This window comes from Streptomyces sp. NPDC056480 (genome assembly GCF_042795405.1).
Lineage (GTDB): Bacteria > Actinomycetota > Actinomycetes > Streptomycetales > Streptomycetaceae > Streptomyces.
Genome location: NZ_JBHTSA010000049.1, coordinates 42,525 through 59,826, shown reverse-complemented (window position 1 = coordinate 59,826; position 17,302 = coordinate 42,525). Strand labels below are relative to the sequence as shown.

The 17,302-nt window shown below is 72.4% G+C and carries 14 protein-coding genes and 1 pseudogene; 4 read left to right on the top strand and 11 right to left on the bottom strand.

Features of this window, described 5'->3' with window-relative positions; genetic code table 11:
- The 3 genes and pseudogenes from ACFQ79_RS22075 to kdpF form a co-directional block, all read right to left on the bottom strand.
- A pseudogene (locus ACFQ79_RS22075) lies at positions 1-704 on the bottom strand (potassium-transporting ATPase subunit B); the annotation flags it as partial.
- Positions 701-2,365, bottom strand: a complete 1,665-nt coding sequence (gene kdpA, locus ACFQ79_RS22070; protein WP_383586033.1) for a potassium-transporting ATPase subunit KdpA — start codon at positions 2,363-2,365, stop codon at positions 701-703. The gene kdpA and the pseudogene ACFQ79_RS22075, both read right to left, overlap by 4 nt.
- Before the next feature lie 8 nt (positions 2,366-2,373).
- The gene (kdpF, locus tag ACFQ79_RS22065) at positions 2,374-2,463 is read right to left on the bottom strand and encodes a K(+)-transporting ATPase subunit F (RefSeq protein ID WP_345693099.1); all 90 of its coding nucleotides are present in this window, start codon (positions 2,461-2,463) and stop codon (positions 2,374-2,376) included.
- Between the two features lie 454 nt (positions 2,464-2,917).
- Here kdpF and pucL point away from each other — a divergent pair, with 454 nt between their 5' ends.
- The gene (pucL, locus tag ACFQ79_RS22060) at positions 2,918-3,835 is read left to right on the top strand and encodes a factor-independent urate hydroxylase (RefSeq protein ID WP_383586030.1); all 918 of its coding nucleotides are present in this window, start codon (positions 2,918-2,920) and stop codon (positions 3,833-3,835) included.
- Positions 3,836-3,844: 9 nt separating this feature from the next.
- Here the strand turns inward: pucL and crcB (ACFQ79_RS22055) are convergent, their stop codons facing one another.
- Positions 3,845-4,198 carry a fluoride efflux transporter CrcB gene (gene crcB, locus ACFQ79_RS22055; RefSeq protein WP_383586028.1) on the bottom strand — a complete coding sequence of 118 codons (354 nt, stop codon included), beginning with the start codon at positions 4,196-4,198 and terminating at the stop codon, positions 3,845-3,847.
- Complete coding sequence (gene crcB, locus ACFQ79_RS22050) at positions 4,195-4,638, bottom strand: fluoride efflux transporter CrcB (RefSeq protein ID WP_383586026.1); 444 nt, start codon at positions 4,636-4,638, stop codon at positions 4,195-4,197. The genes crcB (ACFQ79_RS22055) and crcB (ACFQ79_RS22050) overlap by 4 nt, the downstream gene beginning before the upstream one ends.
- A gap of 385 nt (positions 4,639-5,023) precedes the next feature.
- Between crcB (ACFQ79_RS22050) and ACFQ79_RS22045 the strand changes: the two genes are divergently transcribed.
- A complete protein-coding gene (locus tag ACFQ79_RS22045) occupies positions 5,024-6,295 on the top strand; it encodes an IS701 family transposase (protein ID WP_383586024.1) in 1,272 nt (423 codons plus the stop codon).
- Between the two features lie 34 nt (positions 6,296-6,329).
- Here the strand turns inward: ACFQ79_RS22045 and ACFQ79_RS22040 are convergent, their stop codons facing one another.
- From ACFQ79_RS22040 to ACFQ79_RS22025, 4 genes are all read right to left on the bottom strand, one after another.
- Complete coding sequence (locus ACFQ79_RS22040; RefSeq protein ID WP_383586022.1) at positions 6,330-8,360, bottom strand: helix-turn-helix domain-containing protein; 2,031 nt, start codon at positions 8,358-8,360, stop codon at positions 6,330-6,332.
- Positions 8,361-8,574: 214 nt separating this feature from the next.
- Complete coding sequence (locus ACFQ79_RS22035; protein ID WP_383586021.1) at positions 8,575-9,456, bottom strand: BTAD domain-containing putative transcriptional regulator; 882 nt, start codon at positions 9,454-9,456, stop codon at positions 8,575-8,577.
- Positions 9,457-9,865: 409 nt separating this feature from the next.
- On the bottom strand, positions 9,866-10,333 hold the full coding sequence (locus tag ACFQ79_RS22030) for a DUF1772 domain-containing protein (protein WP_383586019.1): 468 nt from the start codon (positions 10,331-10,333) through the stop codon (positions 9,866-9,868).
- A 33-nt stretch (positions 10,334-10,366) separates the two neighbouring features.
- Positions 10,367-11,995: a von Willebrand factor type A domain-containing protein gene (locus ACFQ79_RS22025; protein WP_383586017.1), complete on the bottom strand. Its 1,629-nt coding sequence runs from the start codon at positions 11,993-11,995 to the stop codon at positions 10,367-10,369.
- Between the two features lie 215 nt (positions 11,996-12,210).
- Here ACFQ79_RS22025 and ACFQ79_RS22020 point away from each other — a divergent pair, with 215 nt between their 5' ends.
- Positions 12,211-12,930, top strand: coding sequence for a DNA-binding response regulator (locus tag ACFQ79_RS22020; protein WP_383586015.1), 720 nt, complete (start codon positions 12,211-12,213; stop codon positions 12,928-12,930).
- A gap of 123 nt (positions 12,931-13,053) precedes the next feature.
- Here ACFQ79_RS22020 and ACFQ79_RS22015 read toward each other — a convergent pair whose 3' ends face one another.
- Positions 13,054-13,953: an ABC transporter permease gene (locus tag ACFQ79_RS22015; protein ID WP_383586013.1), complete on the bottom strand. Its 900-nt coding sequence runs from the start codon at positions 13,951-13,953 to the stop codon at positions 13,054-13,056.
- Entirely contained in the window at positions 13,950-16,682 is a 2,733-nt protein-coding gene (locus tag ACFQ79_RS22010; RefSeq protein WP_383586011.1) for a CocE/NonD family hydrolase, read from the bottom strand. Before ACFQ79_RS22010 ends, ACFQ79_RS22015 begins: the two co-directional genes overlap by 4 nt.
- A 158-nt stretch (positions 16,683-16,840) precedes the next feature.
- Between ACFQ79_RS22010 and ACFQ79_RS22005 the strand changes: the two genes are divergently transcribed.
- Positions 16,841-17,272: a GNAT family N-acetyltransferase gene (locus ACFQ79_RS22005; RefSeq protein WP_383586009.1), complete on the top strand. Its 432-nt coding sequence runs from the start codon at positions 16,841-16,843 to the stop codon at positions 17,270-17,272.
- Positions 17,273-17,302 lie beyond the last annotated feature (30 nt).

Genomic DNA, 17,302 nt, shown 5'->3' with positions numbered 1-17,302 from the left:
AGGATGTTGAGGGCGATCTCGTTGGGGGTCTTCTGCCGGGCCGCGCCCTCGACCAGGTTGATCATCCGGTCGATGAACGTCTCGCCCGGCTTCGTCGTGATCTTGATGACGACACGGTCCGACAGCACCTTCGTGCCACCGGTCACCGCGCAGCGGTCGCCGCCGGACTCGCGGATGACCGGGGCCGACTCGCCCGTGATGGCCGACTCGTCGACGCTCGCGACGCCCTCGACGACGTCACCGTCGCCGGGGATGATGTCACCGGCCTCGCAGACCACCAGGTCACCGATGCGCAGCTCCGTGCCGGGCACCCGCTCCTCGTTCGTGCCGCTGAGCCGACGGGCGACGGTGTCGGTCTTGGCCTTGCGCAGGGTGTCGGCCTGCGCCTTGCCCCGGCCCTCGGCCACCGCCTCCGCCAGGTTGGCGAAGATCGTGGTCAGCCACAGCCAGGCCGTGATCGCCCAGCCGAACCAGTCCCCCGGGTTCTTCACCGCCAGCACCGTGGTCACGACCGAGCCGATCAACACCACGAACATGACAGGGGACTTGACCATGACCCGCGGGTCGAGCTTCCTGATCGCATCCGGGAAGGACGTGACCAGCTGCTTCGGGTCGAACAGTCCCCCGCCGACGCGTCCGGCCTCGGCCGGCCGGCCGCTGGGCGCCCCGGACTGCGGGGGCCTGGTGGGAGTGATGGTGCTCATGCTGCGAGCCCTTCGGCGAGCGGTCCCAGCGCGAGGGCCGGGAAGTAGGTGAGACCGGTGATGATGAGGATCGTGCCGACGAGCAGACCCGTGAACAGCGGCTTCTCGGTCCGCAGGGTGCCCGCCGTCTCCGGGACGGGCTTCTGCTCCGCCAGCGAACCCGCCAGCGCGAGAACGAACACCATCGGCAGGAACCTGCCCAGGAGCATCGCGATACCGATCGTCGAGTTGAACCACTGGGTGTCCGCGTTCAGACCCGCGAACGCCGAACCGTTGTTGTTCGCACCCGACGTGTAGGCGTACAGAATCTCGGAGAAACCGTGCGCGCCGGAGTTGGTCATCGAGTTCGACGGCGTGTCCAGGACGAACGAGGCCGCCGTGAAGCAGAGGACAAGGGCGGGGGTGATCAGGATGTAGCAGGCCGCGAACTTGATCTCGCGGGTGCCGATCTTCTTGCCCAGGTACTCGGGCGTGCGGCCGACCATCAGGCCGGCGATGAACACCGCGATGATCGCCATGATCAGCATGCCGTAGAGGCCGGAGCCGACACCGCCGGGCGCGATCTCGCCCAGCTGCATCCCCAGCATCGTGATCCCGCCACCGAAACCGGTGTACGAGGAGTGGAAGGAGTTCACCGCGCCGGTGGACGTGAGCGTGGTGGCGACCGCGAAGATCGACGAACCGCCGATCCCGAACCGGGTCTCCTTGCCCTCCATCGCCCCACCGGCCAGATCGAACGCCGGGCCGTTGTGCGCGAACTCGGTCCACATCATCAGCGCCGTGAAGCCGAGCCAGATCGCCGCCATCGTGCCGAGGATCGCGTACCCCTGCTTCAGCGAGCCGACCATCCGGCCGAACGTCCGCGTCAGCGCGAACGGGATCACCAGGATCAGATAGACCTCGAACAGGTTCGACAGACCGTTGGGGTTCTCGAACGGGTGGGCCGAGTTGGCGTTGAAGTAACCGCCACCGTTCGTGCCCAGCTCCTTGATGACCTCCTGCGAGGCCACCGCCCCGCCGTTCCACTGCTGCGTCCCGCCCATGAACTGCCCGACCTCGTGAATGCCGGCGAAGTTCTGGATCGCACCGCACGCCACGAGCACCAGCGCACCCACGACCGAGATCGGCAGCAGGACACGGACCGTGCCCCGCACCAGGTCCGACCAGAAGTTGCCCAGCTCACCCGTACGCGACCGGGCGAAACCGCGCACCAGCGCGACCGCCACCGCCATGCCCACGGCCGCCGACACGAAGTTCTGCACCGCCAGACCACCGGTCTGCACCACGTGACCCATGGCCTGCTCGCCGTAGTACGACTGCCAGTTCGTGTTCGCCACGAACGAAGCCGCCGTGTTGAACGCCTGGTCCGGATCGATCGACACGAACCCCAGCGAACCCGGCAGCGAACCCTGCACCCGCTGCAACAGATACAGGAACAGGACACTCACCGCGGAGAACGCCAGAACACCACGCAGATACGCGGGCCAGCGCATCTCCACCGACGGGTCGGCCCCGACGGCCTTGTAGATCCACTTCTCCACCCGGTGATGCTTCTCGGAGGAGTAGACCCTGGCCATGTGGTCGCCCAGCGGCCGGTACGACAGGCCGAGCGCGACCATAAGGGCGAGGAGCTGGAGGACTCCAGCAAGAACGGGACTCATGATCGGCCTCAGAACCTCTCGGGCTTGACGAGGGCGAGGACGAGGTAGCCCAGGAGGGCGACGGCGACCAGGAGACCGACGATGTTCTCGGCACTCACAGCTTGGCCACCCCCTTGGCGATGAAGGCCACCAGCGCGAAGACCGCGATCGTGGTGACGACGAAGGCCACGTCGGCCATCGTGAGCTCCCGGATGCAGGAAGAAGGAAGAACGGATTCTCGGACGAGATGAGGAAACCTCGCCCCCGCCGTCGCGCCGCCTCCGTTGACGTGCCCCTAACGCCGTCCCTGCCCGTCTTGACGCGTCCCGTACGTCCGGGTGACCTGGCCCACGGGTTTCGGGCTCCCCCTGGTTCGGTGCTCAACCATTGCCAGTGGCCGGAAGGGGACATATCTTCGAGCGAAACCTACGGACCGGGATGCTCGTCAGTCCCGGGGCGGCCCGCCGTTCACGGGTCGGACGGCGGGGAGCGGCACCCTCGGGGACGACGGGGAACGCTGGACGCCGGGCGTACGGGATATCCGTATCCACGTACCCGCAGGAGCTGAGCAGCATGAGCAAGCACGTCCTGGCGCAGAACCAGTACGGCAAGGCCGAGAACCGCATCGTCGCCGTGACCCGCAAGGGCGGCGACGGCACATGGCACGAGATCCGCGACCTGAACGTGTCGGTGGCGCTGCGCGGTGAGTACCGCGATGTCCATCTGACCGGCGACAACGGCAACTGCCTGCCGACCGACACCACCAAGAACACGGTCTACGCCTTCGCCAAGGAGCACGGCGTGGCCTCCCCCGAGGCCTTCGGCATCCTCCTGGCCAAGCACTTCGTGACCTCGCAGGCGGTGATCCACGAGGCACAGATCCGGGTGGAGGAGTACGCCTGGGAGCGGATCTCCGTCCCCACCCGCAAGGAGCAGCACTCCTTCGCCCGCAAGGGGCAGGAGGTCCGCACCGCGCAGATCACCTACTCGGCGAACACCGGGCTCCAGGTCCTCTCGGGCCTCAAGGACCTCACCGTCATGAACTCGACGAACTCCGAGTTCCACGGCTTCATCAAGGACCGGTACACGACGCTCCAGGAGGCGTACGACCGGATCCTCGCCACCAAGGTCACCGCCCGCTGGGCGAACTCGGCCCCGGCGGCCGCGGACGAGGAGCACGACTGGGACCGCTCGTACCAGAAGGTGCGCCGTCACATGCTGGAGGCGTTCGCGGAGACGTACAGCTACTCGCTCCAGCAGACGCTGCACGCGATGGCCGACCGCGTCCTGGACAACGTCTCCACGGTCAACGAGGTCCGGCTCAACCTGCCGAACAAGCACCACTTCCTGGTGGACCTGGAGCCCTTCGGCCTCGAGAACGACAACGAGGTCTACTTCGCGGCGGACCGGATGTACGGCCTCATCGAGGGCACCATCCACCGTGACGGCGTGCAGCCGGTGATCGCGACCAGCGACTGGATCACCGCCTGAGCGACCGGATCACCACAGCCTGGCCGTCTCCACTCCCAGCCATACGGCTCCGAGGCCGGCGGCCAGGCTCCCGGCGACATTGAGCACCGCGTACCCCTTCGCGCCGTCCTCGTACAGCTTCAGCGTCTCGTACGAGAAGGTCGAGTACGTCGTGAGCGTCCCGCACAGGCCCGTGCCGAGCAGCAGATGGACCTGGGCCGAGGCCACCCCGGTGAGCAGTCCGAGGAGGAACGATCCGACGACGTTCACCGTGAACGTGCCCCAGGGGAAGCCGGGGCCGAAACGGGCGCGCGCCGCGCGGTCCGTGAGGTAGCGCAGGGGCGCGCCGACGGCGGCGCCCGCGACCACCGGCAGCCAGTTCACGCGCGCCCCACCCGGCCCCGTCCCACCCTGGCGTGTACGGCCCTGGTGCCGGCGACGCCGGCCCAGACGGCGGCGAGTGCGGTGACCAGGGTGCCGCCCAGGTAGAGCAGACCGCGTGTCGGGTCCCCGGCGCTCAGCAGCCGCTGGGTCTCGAGGCCGTACGTCGAGAAGGTGGTGAACCCGCCGCAGAATCCGGTGCCGAGGAAGGGCCGGAGGAGTGGGTGCGGGAGCGCCGTCGACCACTCGGCCGGCCGCTCCGTCAGCAGGACCATCAGCGTTCCGAGGAGTGCGCACCCGACGACGTTCACCGTGAACGTGGTCCACGGGAAGGCGCCTTCGGGGGTCGGCCAGACGAGTCCCGCGCCGTAGCGGGCGGATGCGCCGAGGGCGCCGCCGGCGGCCACCACCCCGACGACCGGCAGTTCCGCACGCAGTCCCATGGCCGCAAGCCTACGAGGGACGGGTCAAGGCGAGGCGCACAGGCACGGCCCCCGGCCTGGGGCATTAACCGGGGTCCGGCCCGTGCAGCCTCGCTCTGCGATGGTCCGGCCACGCCCTGCGACCGGTCAAAGCCGGTCCCGCGAGTCTGTCAGATCCCCCACGGGGTATTCCGGAGGGCCGTGGCGAGGCACGGAACGGCCACCGGCCGCGGGCCGTCAGAGGGCCTTGGGCACGCCTCCGACCTGCGACGACACGGCGGGGGGTGGTCCGGTCACCATCCGACGGCCGATTCGGGTGCCGGGTACACCTCGTCGCCGGAGGGCGTGTCGGGCGACGGTGGTGGAGCAGCGGGAGGGAGCTGCGCAACCTTCGGGCAGGAGTGTCGTGAGTACATCCGTCGCAACCAAGCGCAGGGCCGTGACCGGGCCCGTTCCGCCGGCCGTTCCCCTGGACGTCGTCAGGACCGTCGGCGCGCCCGGCTCGCGCGAGGACGTCTACGCCGAGCTGTGTGCCGCGCTGTTCTCCGGCTTCCCGCGCCGGGACCAGCGTCTGAAGGCCGAGCAGTATCTGCACGGCCTGCTGACCGCGCAGGGCCGCAAGTCCATCCGTAACATCGCCGCTCAGATAGGCGGCCCCGCCGCCGAGCAGAGCCTGCACCACTTCGTGTCCAGCTCCACCTGGGACTGGCAGCCGATGCGGGCGGCGCTCGCCCGGTACCTGGAGCGCAACAGCTGCCCGCAGGCCTGGGTGGTGCGGCCGATGCCGATACCGAAGGCCGGCGAGCACTCGGTGGGTGTGGACCGGCGGTTCGACCCGGAGCGCGGGCAGGTCTTCCACGGCCAGCAGGCGTTCGGGGTGTGGTTCGCGAGCGACGAGCTGAGCGTGCCCGTCAACTGGCGTCTGTTCCTGCCGGACCCCTGGGTGAACGACCGCACGCGGCGCGACCGCGCGGAGGTTCCCCAGGAGGCCGGTGAGGAGACCCTGGAGGAGTGCGCCGTCGCGGCGGCGCTCGACACGGCCCGCTGGTCGGACGTGACCCGCAAGCCGGTGCTGCTCGACATCCGGGGCGGCGCGGGACGGGCGGCCCTGACCCGGCTCGCCGGTGCGGGGGTGCCGGTCGTGGCCCGGATCGGTCCGGGTTCCCGGCTGGCGATCGCCGACCGTTCGCTGCCCGGTTTCGGGGCCGGTCCGCTGTCGGCGCTGCAGATCCTCGAGTCGCTCAAGGGCCTCCGCAGGCCGGTGAGTTGGGTGGACACCGTGGCCGGTGCGCGGACCTCGCGCACCTCGCTGGCCACGGCCGTACGGGTCGCGCTGCCCACGCCGGGCGGCGAGCGGATGCGTCCGCTGGTGCTGCTCGGCGAGTGGGACGACCCGCGGCGGCCTCCGGCCCGGGTGTGGATCAGCGATCTGACCGGTTCGCCGGTCGGCTCGCTGCTGCGGCTGACGAAGCTGGCCCGCCGGGTGGAGCGGGACTTCGTCGAGGTCGGCGAGGGGGCGGGTCTGCGGGACTTCGTGGGCCGCTCGTTCCGCGGCTGGCACCGGCACATCACGCTGGCGTCGGCGGCCCACGCGGCGACGGTGATGGCCGCCACCGACTGGGAGGCGTCCTACGGCTCCGGCTACGGATCGGGACGGGCGGCGCGTACGGCGAGCTGAGCCGCACGGCCGGCCGCACGGCCCGCGTCCACGGTCAGACGCTCCTCTCCTGCGGACCCGGCGACGGTCGGCCGGGGTCCGCGGTGGCGCGGCCCCTGGCCAGCACCTCCCGGGTGCGCTGGAGGCGCAGCGCCAGCTGGACCTCGAGGACCTGGCCGGGCTTCTGCCACTCGGGGCCGAGGAGTTCACCGATCCGCTCCAGCCGGCGCGAGACCGTGTTGGGGTGGACGTGGAGCGCCTCGGCGGCGTTGGTCGGGCTGCCGCCCGAGGCGAAGTACGCCTCCAGGGTGTGGGTGAGATCGGTGAACCGCTCGGCGTCGTAGTCGAGTACGGGTCCTATCGCCGCCTCGACGAAGCCGTCGACGTCGTTGTCGTCGGAGAGCAGCAGTCCGAGGAAGCCCAGGTCCTGCACGGACGCCGCGGAGCCGGTGCCGCCGAGGGCGCTCATCGCGTCCAGGCAGCGCCCGGCCTCCTGGTGCATCCGGGCCACGCCGTCCGGGCTCTGGCCGGGTCCGGCGGCGGCGACGGAGACGGGGTGGCCGAGCAGCGGGGACAGTTCGTCGGCAACGGCCCTGGCGGCGGCCGAGGCGTCGATGCCGGGGAGCAGCAGCACGATGCAGCCGCCCTGCACGGTCTTCAGACCACTGAGGCGGTACGCGTACGAGGACGCCCAGACGACGGCCCTGCCCTGTTCGCCGCCCTCCGGCCGGGCGAGCACGAGGACGTGCGGTTTGCGCAGGTCGACGCCGAGGCGGCGGGCGCGCTGGGCGATCTGCTGGGGTGCGTGCGGCGGGTCGGCGATGAGGTCGTCGAGGAGTTCGTCGCGGACGGGTCCCTCGGCGACGGCGGTGGAGCGCCGCATGAGGAGGAGGAAGGCGACGGACTGGGCGGCGAGTTCGAGGAGCCGTTCGTCCTCGCCGGTGAGACCGCCGGCGGCGCGGATGACGAGGCCGCCGAGGTCCTCGGAGCCGGCGATGACGGGGGCGACCCAGGTGTCGTCGTCGGCGAGGACCGGGCGGCGGCGGGCGTGTGCGTCGAGCGAGGCCTTGGCGACGGCCTCCTCGACGAGGCCGGGTATGTCTCCGGCGGTGGCGAGACAGCGGCCGCCCTGGTCGCGGATCATCACCGTCGCGTCGAGGGCGTCGGCGGCGGCCTTGGCGACGCTGCCCAGGTCCCCGCCCGCGAGCACGAGGTTCATGATCCGGCCGTGGGCCTCGCTGACGTGCCGCATCCGGGTGAGGCTGGTGCGGACCCGGGAGCTGTCCCGTTCGAGTTCGGAGACCTCGGCCCGGGTCCTGTCGAGGAGTCCGGCCTTCTCGACGGCGAGTGCGGCGAGGTCGGCGAGCGCGGTGAGCAGCCCGATCTCCTCTCCGGTGTGGTGGCGGACCCGCCGGTCGGCTCCGTGCAGGACGCCGATCACGGTGTCGCCGCTGCGCAGCGGCGCGGCCATGATCGCGTGCAGGTCCTCGGCGCGCAGGGCCGCTTCGGCGACCTCGTCGAAGGCGGGTACGTGGACTCCGGCGTCGAGGGAGTCGAAGGAGGCGAAGCGTTCGTCGGCGAGGCGGTCGGCGGTCCACACGGCCTCGCCGTGTGACTGGACGGCGCCGCCGAGCCCGTACCCCTCGGCGATCCGCAGGCCGGGGGCGATCCTCGGGCCGCCGGCCTGTCCGGTGCGGGAGCCTTCGGCGGTGTGGACGTAGCAGGTTCCGTGCGGGCCGCGCAGGGTCACGTACGCCAGGTCGAGGCCGAGGAGCCGACGGGCCCGGCGGGTGATCACCCGCAGCAGGCTGTCGAGGTCGTACGAGCGGGTGAGGTCGCGGGCGGTGTCGGTGAGCGCGGCGAGTCCGGCTTCGCGGCGCGCGTCCTGCTCGCGTCGGGCGTTCACCTCACCGGCGAGCGCCACGGCCCGTTCGACGCGGTCGAGTTCCGCTCCGCCGGTTCCGGCGAGCCGGGCCTCGTCGAGGAGGGTGTCGAACTGGGCGGGCGGAGCCTGCCGGGCGAGTAGTTCGAGGACCGTGAGCAGCGCGTCGGCACCACCGGCTCCGTCCGCGCCGTGCAAGGTCATGGCCCCGTCCCCCGTAGTCGAGCGAAATCGGGCACCTGGGAGGAAACCCGTACTGCTCGCCGAAACTAATTCGGCTTCGGGAGTCGGTCAACGGTGAGTTCCCGCACTTCATTCCCGGTGAAGGCCCCCGGGAGGTGTCCGGCTGGTCAGACCGGCCATCCTCGGAGGGCTGTGATGTCGAGCGGGCGGCCGTGCTCCGGGCCGCGTCGAGGGTTCAGCCCAGGGATCCCGCCGGGACGAGCCGGGCCCGCGCGGGGCTGAACTGGGCCGGGACGCGGGGCGCGTAGAGCGGGCGTACCTCGGTGGTCCGTACGGCGAGGACCGAGCGCTGGAGGCGGCGCAGCCGCGCCGAGGGCTCCATGCCGCTCTCCCCCTTGAGGGCCGTGCGCAGCCGCTCGTACACGGTGAGGGCCTCGTCGTGCTGGCCGCAGCGCAGCAGGGCCACCATGTAGTGGGCGTGGAGGGGCTCGTTGGTGCGGTAGCGGGCGACGAGCCCGGAGAGTTCGGGGACGAGTTCCGCGTGCCGGCCGAGGCCCAACTGGGCTTCCACCCACTGGTCGAGGACGCTCAGCCGCGAGGTTTCGAGGCGCTCGACCTCTCGGCGGAGGCGGGGTCCCGCGGCGACGCCCGCGTACGGTTCGCCGCGCCACAGGGCGAGTGCCTCGCCGAGGCGGAGTGCGGCGCGGTCGAGGTCGCCGGCCTCCATGGCGCGGTATCCGGCGCCGGCCGCGCGCTCGAACTGCCGGACGTCGTTGGTGCCGCCGCCGGTGTCGAGGCGGTAGCCGCCGGGCTGGGAGACGAGGATCGCGTCGGCGGTGCGCCGGTCGGACCAGCCGGGCCCGGGCTCCGCCGAGGGGGCTCCGCGCAGCGCGCCCGTGATGAGGGTGCGCAACTCTGCTATGTGGGCCTGGAGTTCGGTGCGGGCGCCGCGCGGCGCACCGGACGGCCACAGTTCCTCGGTGAGCACGGTCACGGGGACGACCTGGTCGGCGCTGGCCGTGAGCAGGGCGAGGAGCTGCCGGGGCGCGGCGGCTGTCGGCGTGATCGACACCCCGTGCTCACGTACCGACAGTCCCCCCAGAATCCGGACGTCCACCTTGCCCCCTCCATGCCTGTGCGGTGTCAGCGCGCGGGATGACTCTCGATGATTAGAAAAGACCCCCGTAGGCATGTCAATAAGAAACCGGAGGGTACGGAAACCCAACCCGGGATATCGGGTTGATTCACCCCCTTTGGGGGGTTATAAGGCCGTAGGGTTTTCGTCACTGGCGCAGACCGACACACACCCGAAGACTGTTTCCGGACTCGTAGGTACGCTTTCGCGGGACCCTCGTGGAGCGAGAAGAGGCCGACACGCACGAGTTCACGCCAGAAACCGTCCACCGGGTACGGTTCCGCGGCCGGGGGCTCCGGGGGCGGACGGCCGAGCGGCCCGTCGGGGCGGGCCGACGGGCCGTGGGCGGGGCGGGGGCGGGGCGGACGGGAGGGGCGGGACGGGCCCCGCCCTAGACGACGGCGGCGGCGGTCAGCAGGCCGAACGCGACGACGATCAGGGGCGTACGGACACGGTGGAAGCCGTTCCAGCGCTTCTCGAACGCGGCACGGACGGCCGACGGCTCGTCGCCCGTGGCCTCCGACGCGGCCAGCGCGTTGTTGAGCGGGATGTTCCCGCCGATGGTGACCGCGTGGTTGAGGGCCGCGCACACGAGCCCCGCGAGCACCAGCCACTTCTGGGTGTCCGTCCGGCCGTCGACGGGGACGAAGAACGCGGCGACGGGGAAGGCGACCACCCCGAGGAAGACGATCAGGAACACGCCCCTCGGGACGGCTTCGTTGATCCGGCGCATCGCGGTGACGAACTCGGCGTCCGCCAGACGGGCGAGCGCGGGCATGATCCCGGTCTGGAAGATCAGCATGAAACCGGCGTACAGGCCGGTGGATCCGATGGCGAGGGCGAGCAGCAGGGAGGCCATGCGGCCATTCTCACCCGCTGCCCGCCCCATGCGTCAGCTGTACGGGTCGCCGGATTTCAACTCACCCTCATGAGTGGGCCCTTCGGCCGGCCCGCGGAGCCGGTCGGCCTGCCGCACGGCCTCGGCCAGCTCCCGCACCACCGCCGAACCCGACCGGCCGGCGATCGACTCGGCGCGCTCCGCCAGCACCGGAAGGCCCGGGGCGCCCGGCAGGTCGCCGCCCCGCAGGGCGTCCGCGAAGTAGGCGCTGATCGCCGTCAGTTGCAGACTGTCGTGACCGCCGCCCCAGACGTCACCGGCGAGGGCGGCCGTACCGACCGAGCCGGAACGCTCGCGGGGCGCGCGCGTGGCCGGGTCGAGCCAGCGGACGGTGGCGGTGGCCACCGGGCCGGTCGCCCCGGGCCTGGTCCTGACCGCGTACAGCGCGGTGACCGTGTGACCGGCACCGACCTCACCGCCGTCGACCCGGTCGTTCCGGAAGTCCTCGTCGGCGACCTCACGGTTCTCGTAGCCGATCAGCCGGAACCTCTCCACGGTCCGCCGGTCGAAGGAGACCTGCGCCTTGGCGTCCCGCGCGCGCAGTTCCACATGGGCGGGCAGCTGGTCGACGAAGACCTTGCGGGCCTGCGCCGCGTCGGAGACGTACGTGGTCTGGCCGTCGCCCCGGTCGGCGAGCTGCTCCATGAACGCGTCGCCGTAGTCGCTGCCCACACCGACGCCGAAGAGGGTGATCCCGTACCGCTTCCGCTCCGCGTCGATGCGCTCCAGGATCGTCCCGGCCTCGGTGGAGCCGGTGTTGGCGAGCGCGTCGGAGAGCAGCACGACCCGGTTGGTGGCGCCCTCCCGGTGGCCCTCGACGGCCACGTCGTAGCCGGTGCGGACGCCCGCCTCGACATTGGTCGAGGAGCTCGTCGCGAGGGAGTCCACCACCTCGCGGATCCGGCCGCGGGCGTCGCCCACCCGGGTCGGCGGCAGCCGGGTCTCGGCCTGGTCGCTGAAGGTGACGAGGCCGATCGAGTCGTCGTCGCGGAGCTCGTCGGCGAGCAGTCCGAGCGACTCCTTGACCAGGTCGAGCCGGCCCGGCTCGGCCATCGAGCCGGAGACGTCGACGACGAAGGTGAGGGCGGCGGGCGGGCGTTCGCCGCTCCGGTCCGCCGCGCGCGTGGCGAGGCCGACCCGGACCAGGGACCAGCCGTCCTGCCCGGCGCGGGCCCCGTCGAGGGTCACGCTGAAGCCGTCGCCCTCCGGACGCGGGTAGTCGGGACGGAAGCTGTTGACGAACTCCTCGGGGCGCACGGTCGCCGGGTCGGGCAGCCTCCCCTCGGCGAGGGTGCGGCGGGCGTAGCCGTACGAGGCGGTGTCCACGTCCAGGGCGAACGTCGAGAGGTAGTCGGGGGCGGGCACGGAGGACGGCCGCCGGTCCTCGGCGGCGCCGTCGGCGCCCTCGGGGTTCGCGGTTCCCCCGGGGTTCACGGTGCCCGCTCCCCCGTCGGGGGCCGCCGGGGCGGTCCGGCCGCCCTCCCCCTTCGCCCGGTCGGCGCCGGCGCGTTCGCCGCCGGCGCCGCAGCCTCCGACGGCCAGTCCGGCCGCCAGCAGAGCCGCGACGGTGGCCGAGAACCGGGCCCGGCGGCGTCCGGCCGCCCTCTTGTCCTGTCGTGCCATGTCATCTCCCCCTCTTGGTAAGCCACTTGTGAATGTGACGAACGGGAGGCCCGCTGGGAGCAGTCGAAGGAGTTGCGGATGGATCTCGATGCGGCAACGGCGACCGGGGGGACGAGGTGTGGCATGGATTCGCCATCCTTTTCAACAGGGGTTGTCACCGTGTGCAGTCACATGCGTACATGGAGTGGACATCGATCGGGCGGGGGTGGTCAGCGGTGGCAGAGAGCGCGGGCTCCGTGATGCTCGCCCGTTCGGCGATGAACCGGGCCGCGACCGAGGGACAGCGGCCCGCGGGGCGCCCGGTCCGGGGTGCGCGGCGCATCAGCGCGGCGCTCGCCGGGCTGGCCGCTTCCACGCGGTACGAGTTGCTGACCTTCGACGACCCGGTCGCGTCGGCGGGCTGCGCGATCCCCGAGCCGTTCCTGGAGCTGGCGGAGGCGTGCATGCGGGCGGCGGCCGAGCGGGCCGGCGAGGTCCGGCGGATCGTGCCGCGGCACGCGCTGCCCCACCTCGAGGGCGGGCTCCGGATTCCGGGCCGGGCCCGGCTCGCGGAGGCCATCCCGTTCAAGATGATCGTCGTCGACCGGACGGTGGCCGCGGTCCCGCTCGACCTGGAGCTGCTCTACAACGGGCTGCTCCTGATCCGCGACCCGGTGGTGGTGCAGGCCCTCGCCCGGGCCCATCACGCCTGCTGGACGACGGCCGAGGAGTTGACGTACGCGCCGCCGCCCCCGCGGCCGTCGGGTGATCTGCCGCCGCAGCTGCGTCCGGTGCTCGACGCCCTGCTGTCGGGGGTCACGGACGAGACGGCGGCGGCCCGGCTCGGCATGTCCGCGCGGACGTACAGCCGGCGGGTGGGCGAGCTGATGGCCGCCCTCGGCACGACGAGCCGCTTCCGCGCGGGCGCGGAAGCGGCTCGAAGGGGGTGGCTGTGAGCAGAAGACCCTAGGGCCCCGGCCGGGACCGCCGTGCGGAACCGCCGTGCGGAACCGCCGCTCGGAACCTGCCGTGCGGGAGGCGCCGGTGAGCTCTGCCGGCCGGGAGTCGCCGGTCGGGGCCTACGACACGATGTCCTTGCGGGCGAAGCCGCGGAAGGCGAGCGCGAAGAGGACCAGGGCGTACGTCAGCGAGATCGCCGTGCCCTTCACCATGCCGCCCCACTCCAGCTGCGGCTGGAGCGCGTCGATCCAGGCGAACTGCCAGTGCGCCGGCAGATAGTCGCGCCAGTCGCCGAGCGCCGTGACGGCGTCCAGGACGTTGCCGACGATCGTCAGGCCGACGGCTCCGCCGACCGCGCCGAGCGGGGCGTCGGTGCGGGTGGAGAGCCAGAAGGCGAGTCCCGCGGTGACCAGTTGGGAGGCGAAGACGAAGGCGACGGCGATCCCGATGCGGAGCACCGCGTCCCCGGCGGGCACGGCACCACCGGTGGGCAGCTGGAGCGGCCCCCAGCCGTAGGCGACGGTGCCCACGGCCAGGGCCACGAGCGGCAGCAGGACCATCGCGGCCGCGCTGTAGGCCAGGGCGACCGTCAGCTTGGAGGCGAGGAGCCGGGACCGGGGCACGGGCGCGGCAAGGAGGTAGCGCAGGGAGGACCAGCTCGCCTCGGAGGCGACGGTGTCCCCGCAGAACAGCGCGACCGGGACGACGAGGAGGAACCCGGCCGAGACGAAGAGGCTGGTCGCGGCGAAGTTGGCGCCGGAGGCGGTCGCCGTGTCCATCAGCGTGATGCGGCCGTTGCCGCCGCCGTCCTGGTCGCCGCCGATCGCGAAGGCGATCAGCAGGACGAACGGCAGGGCGACCAGGATGCCGCCCATGATCAGGGTGCGGCGGCGCTTCCACTGGCGCAGGGCCTCGACGCGCAGCGGCAGGGTGCGTCCGGCGCGGTAGCCGGGGGCGGCGGACTCCGCGGGGGCCGCGGCGGCCTCGGGAGCCGTGGGGGTGTCGAGCAGCGGGCTCATGCGGCTCCTCCTCCGATCAGGGTCAGGAACGCGTCCTCGAGGCGCCGGTGCGGTCCGACGCCGGTCAGCGGCACGTCCAGGCCGACGAGTTCGCCGATGAGGGCGGTCGGGTCGAGGGTGTCGAGGCGGACGAGGATCCCGCCGTCGGCCCGGGTCGCCGTGGCGACGCCCGGGAGGGCGCCGACCTTCTCGACGAGCGCGTCGGGGACGGCCTCCGCGAGGGTGACGAGCAGGGTGTCGCCGGAGCCGGTGATCTCGGCGACCGGTCCGGCCTGCACGAGCTGTCCCCGGTCCATGACGACGAGGTGGGTGCAGGACTGCTCGACCTCGGCGAGGAGGTGGCTGGAGACGATGACGGTACGGCCGCCGGCCGCGTACCGGATCATCACCTCGCGCATCTCGCGGATCTGCGGCGGGTCGAGGCCGTTGGTGGGCTCGTCCAGGATCAGCAGGTCCGGCAGGCCGAGCATCGCCTGGGCGAGGGCGAGGCGCTGCCGCATGCCCTGCGAGTAGGTGCGGACCGCCCGGTCGAGGGCGTTGCCCAGGTTGGCGATGCGCAGGGCCTCGTCGACATGGGCGTCCTCGGCGGGGCGGCCGGTGGCCTTCCAGTACAGGTCCAGGTTCTCCCGCCCGTTGAGGTGCGGCAGGAAGCCGGCGCCCTCGACGAAGGAGCCGACGCGGGAGAGGACGGGGGCGCCGGGCCGGATGGCCTGGCCGAAGACCCGGATCTCGCCCTCGTCGGGGGTGATCAGGCCCATCAGCATCCGCAGGGTGGTGGTCTTTCCCGCGCCGTTGGGGCCGAGGAGGCCGAGGACCTGGCCCTGCTCGACGCGGAAGGTGAGGTCCTTGACGCTGTACCGGTCGCCGCCCTTGTACTTCTTGGAGAGCCCGGTGATCTGGAGCGGTACGGCGGCCAGTTCGGGGTCGGGCGCGGGGGCGGCGGTGCGGCGGCGGGCGGTGAGCAGCAGGGCGGCGGCGCCGGCGAGGCCGAGCAGCGGCAGGCCCCAGACCCACCAGGGCAGGGCGGCGGCCTGGGTGTCGAGGCCGGGGGCGGTGGGGACGGTGAGCGGGCCCTCGACGGCGACGGTGTAGTCGGCGGGGGCGGCCGGGGAGGCGTAGCCGAGGTCGGTGGCGGCGACCACGAGCCGGAGCCGGTGTCCGGCCTCGACCTCGTGGTCGATCGCCGGAAGGTTGAGCGTGACGCTCTTCCCGGCCTGGGCGCCGTCGACGCGGACGGGGGCGACGAGCTGGGCGGGCAGCACCTGCTGCCGGCCGTCGGGCCCGACGTCGTACACCTTGGCGAAGAGGACGGCGGATCCGTCGGTGGCGGTGGAGGTGACCTTGACGCGGACGGTGGGGGTGCCGGTGATCCGGAGCGGTTCGTCCTGCGGCTTCGCGTCGAACCGGGCGTGCTGGCCGGGGAAGTCGAGGGAGAGGCCGACGCCGAGGGAGGAGAGTCCGGCGACTCCGCCGCCGAGGCCGGGGACGGCCGAGACGGCGGGCGGTGCGGCGCCGGCGGGGTTCGCGAAGGTCTGCACCGGTCCGGCGAGCGGGATGCCGGTGGCGTCGGCGGTGAGACCCGGGTAGCGGTCGGCGGTCGCGGCGCGCAGGGTGGCCTGCCCGTCGGTGGAGTCGACGCCGCCGGTTCGGCTGACGCGGAAGGCGGGGCCGGTGTCGACGGAGGTGTCCTTCTTCAGCCAGCGGTCGAACCAGGTGCTGATGCGTCGCTCGACGCGCTCGGTCTCGCGGTCGCCGCCGTCGTGACCGCCGGAGATCCAGTCGACGGCGACGGGGGCGCCGTTCGCGGTGAGGGTGCGGGCCATGGCGTCGGACTGGGCCAGGGTGAAGAGCGAGTCGGACTGGCCCTGGACGAGCAGCGCGGGCACCTTGACCTTGGAGCCGACGGCGGAGGGGCTGCGGGCTTCGAGCAGGGCGCGGGCGGCGGCGTCGGGCTTCCCGGAGACGGCGACGCGCTCGTAGAGGGCGCAGAGCTCGGGGGTGAACCGGCCGCAGGCGGCCGACTTCCCCGCGGGGTTCTTGGCCTCGGAGTCCTTCCCGGCGGAGTCCTTCCCCGCAGGCGCCTTCCCCGGAGGGACCTCCCCCGGTGCGACCGCGGCCGGGGCTCCGGGCTGGTTCCCGGCGGAGAAGAAGATCCCGGCCCAGAGCTTCTTGAAGACTCCGTCCGGGAAGAGGGCGTCGGCGAGGTTCCAGTAGGTGATCTGCGGGGCGATGGCGTCGACGCGGCTGTCGTGTCCGGCGGCGAGCAGCGAGATCGCGCCGCCGTACGAGGCTCCGGTGACGCCGACGCGCGGGTCGCCCGGCTTGTCGAGGAGGACCTCGGGCCGGGCGGCGAGCCAGTCGATCAGCTTCCGGGCGTCCTCGACCTCGTGGTCGGGGTCGTTGAGCCCGATCTCGCCGGCGGAGGCGCCGAAGCCGCGCGCGGACCAGGTGAGGACGGCGTAGCCGTCCCGGGCCAGCTGCTCGGCCTGGGCGCGGACGTCGTCCTTGGAGCCGCCGAAGCCATGGCCGAGGAGGACGGCCGGCCGGCGTCCGTCGGCGTCGCCGGTGAAGTAGGAGGTGTCGATACGGGTGCCGTCGAGGTCGAGCATCCGGTCCGCCCGGTGTACGGGCGGCGGATCGTCCGAGGCGACGGCGGTCCAGGTGCCGGCACCCGCGATGACGGCGAGGACGGCGGTGACCGCGGCCCACCGGGGAAGTCGGAGTCGCATGGTTCGAGCCTAAGCGGGCCGCCTGTGCGCCACGGCTGCCCGGAGACGGAAGTGCCGCACCTCCTCCGGTCGTACGCAGTACGGTCCGCGTACAGCAGGCGCGGTACGCGGACACAGAGGCACGCGGACACACGGACACGCGGACACACGGAGGTGGCATGGAGATCCGGCGGGCGGCGACGGTGGCGGAGCTGCTGGCGGCGGGACACCTGTACGACGACCCGCCCCGGGAGGACTGGGCGACGCGCTTCCTGACGGCCCCGGGGCATCTGATGCTCATCGCCTACGCGGAGGACGGCTTCCCGGCCGGGTTCGTCTCCGGGATCGAGATGCTGCACCCGGACAAGGGAGCGGAGATGTGCCTCTACGAGCTGTCCGTGGACGAGGCCCACCGGAGGCGCGGGGTGGGGCGCGCCCTGACGAAGGCACTTGTCGCGGAGGCCCGGGAGCGGGGCTGCCGGGGCGTATGGGTGGGCGTGGACACGGACAACGATCCCGCGCTCGCTACGTACCGGTCGGCGGGCGCGGCGGACGAAGGGGTGTTCTCGATGCGCGGCTGGGTCTTCACCGAGGACGCCGAGAGCCACTGAGGACCGCCGAGAACCGGTGAGAACCGCCGA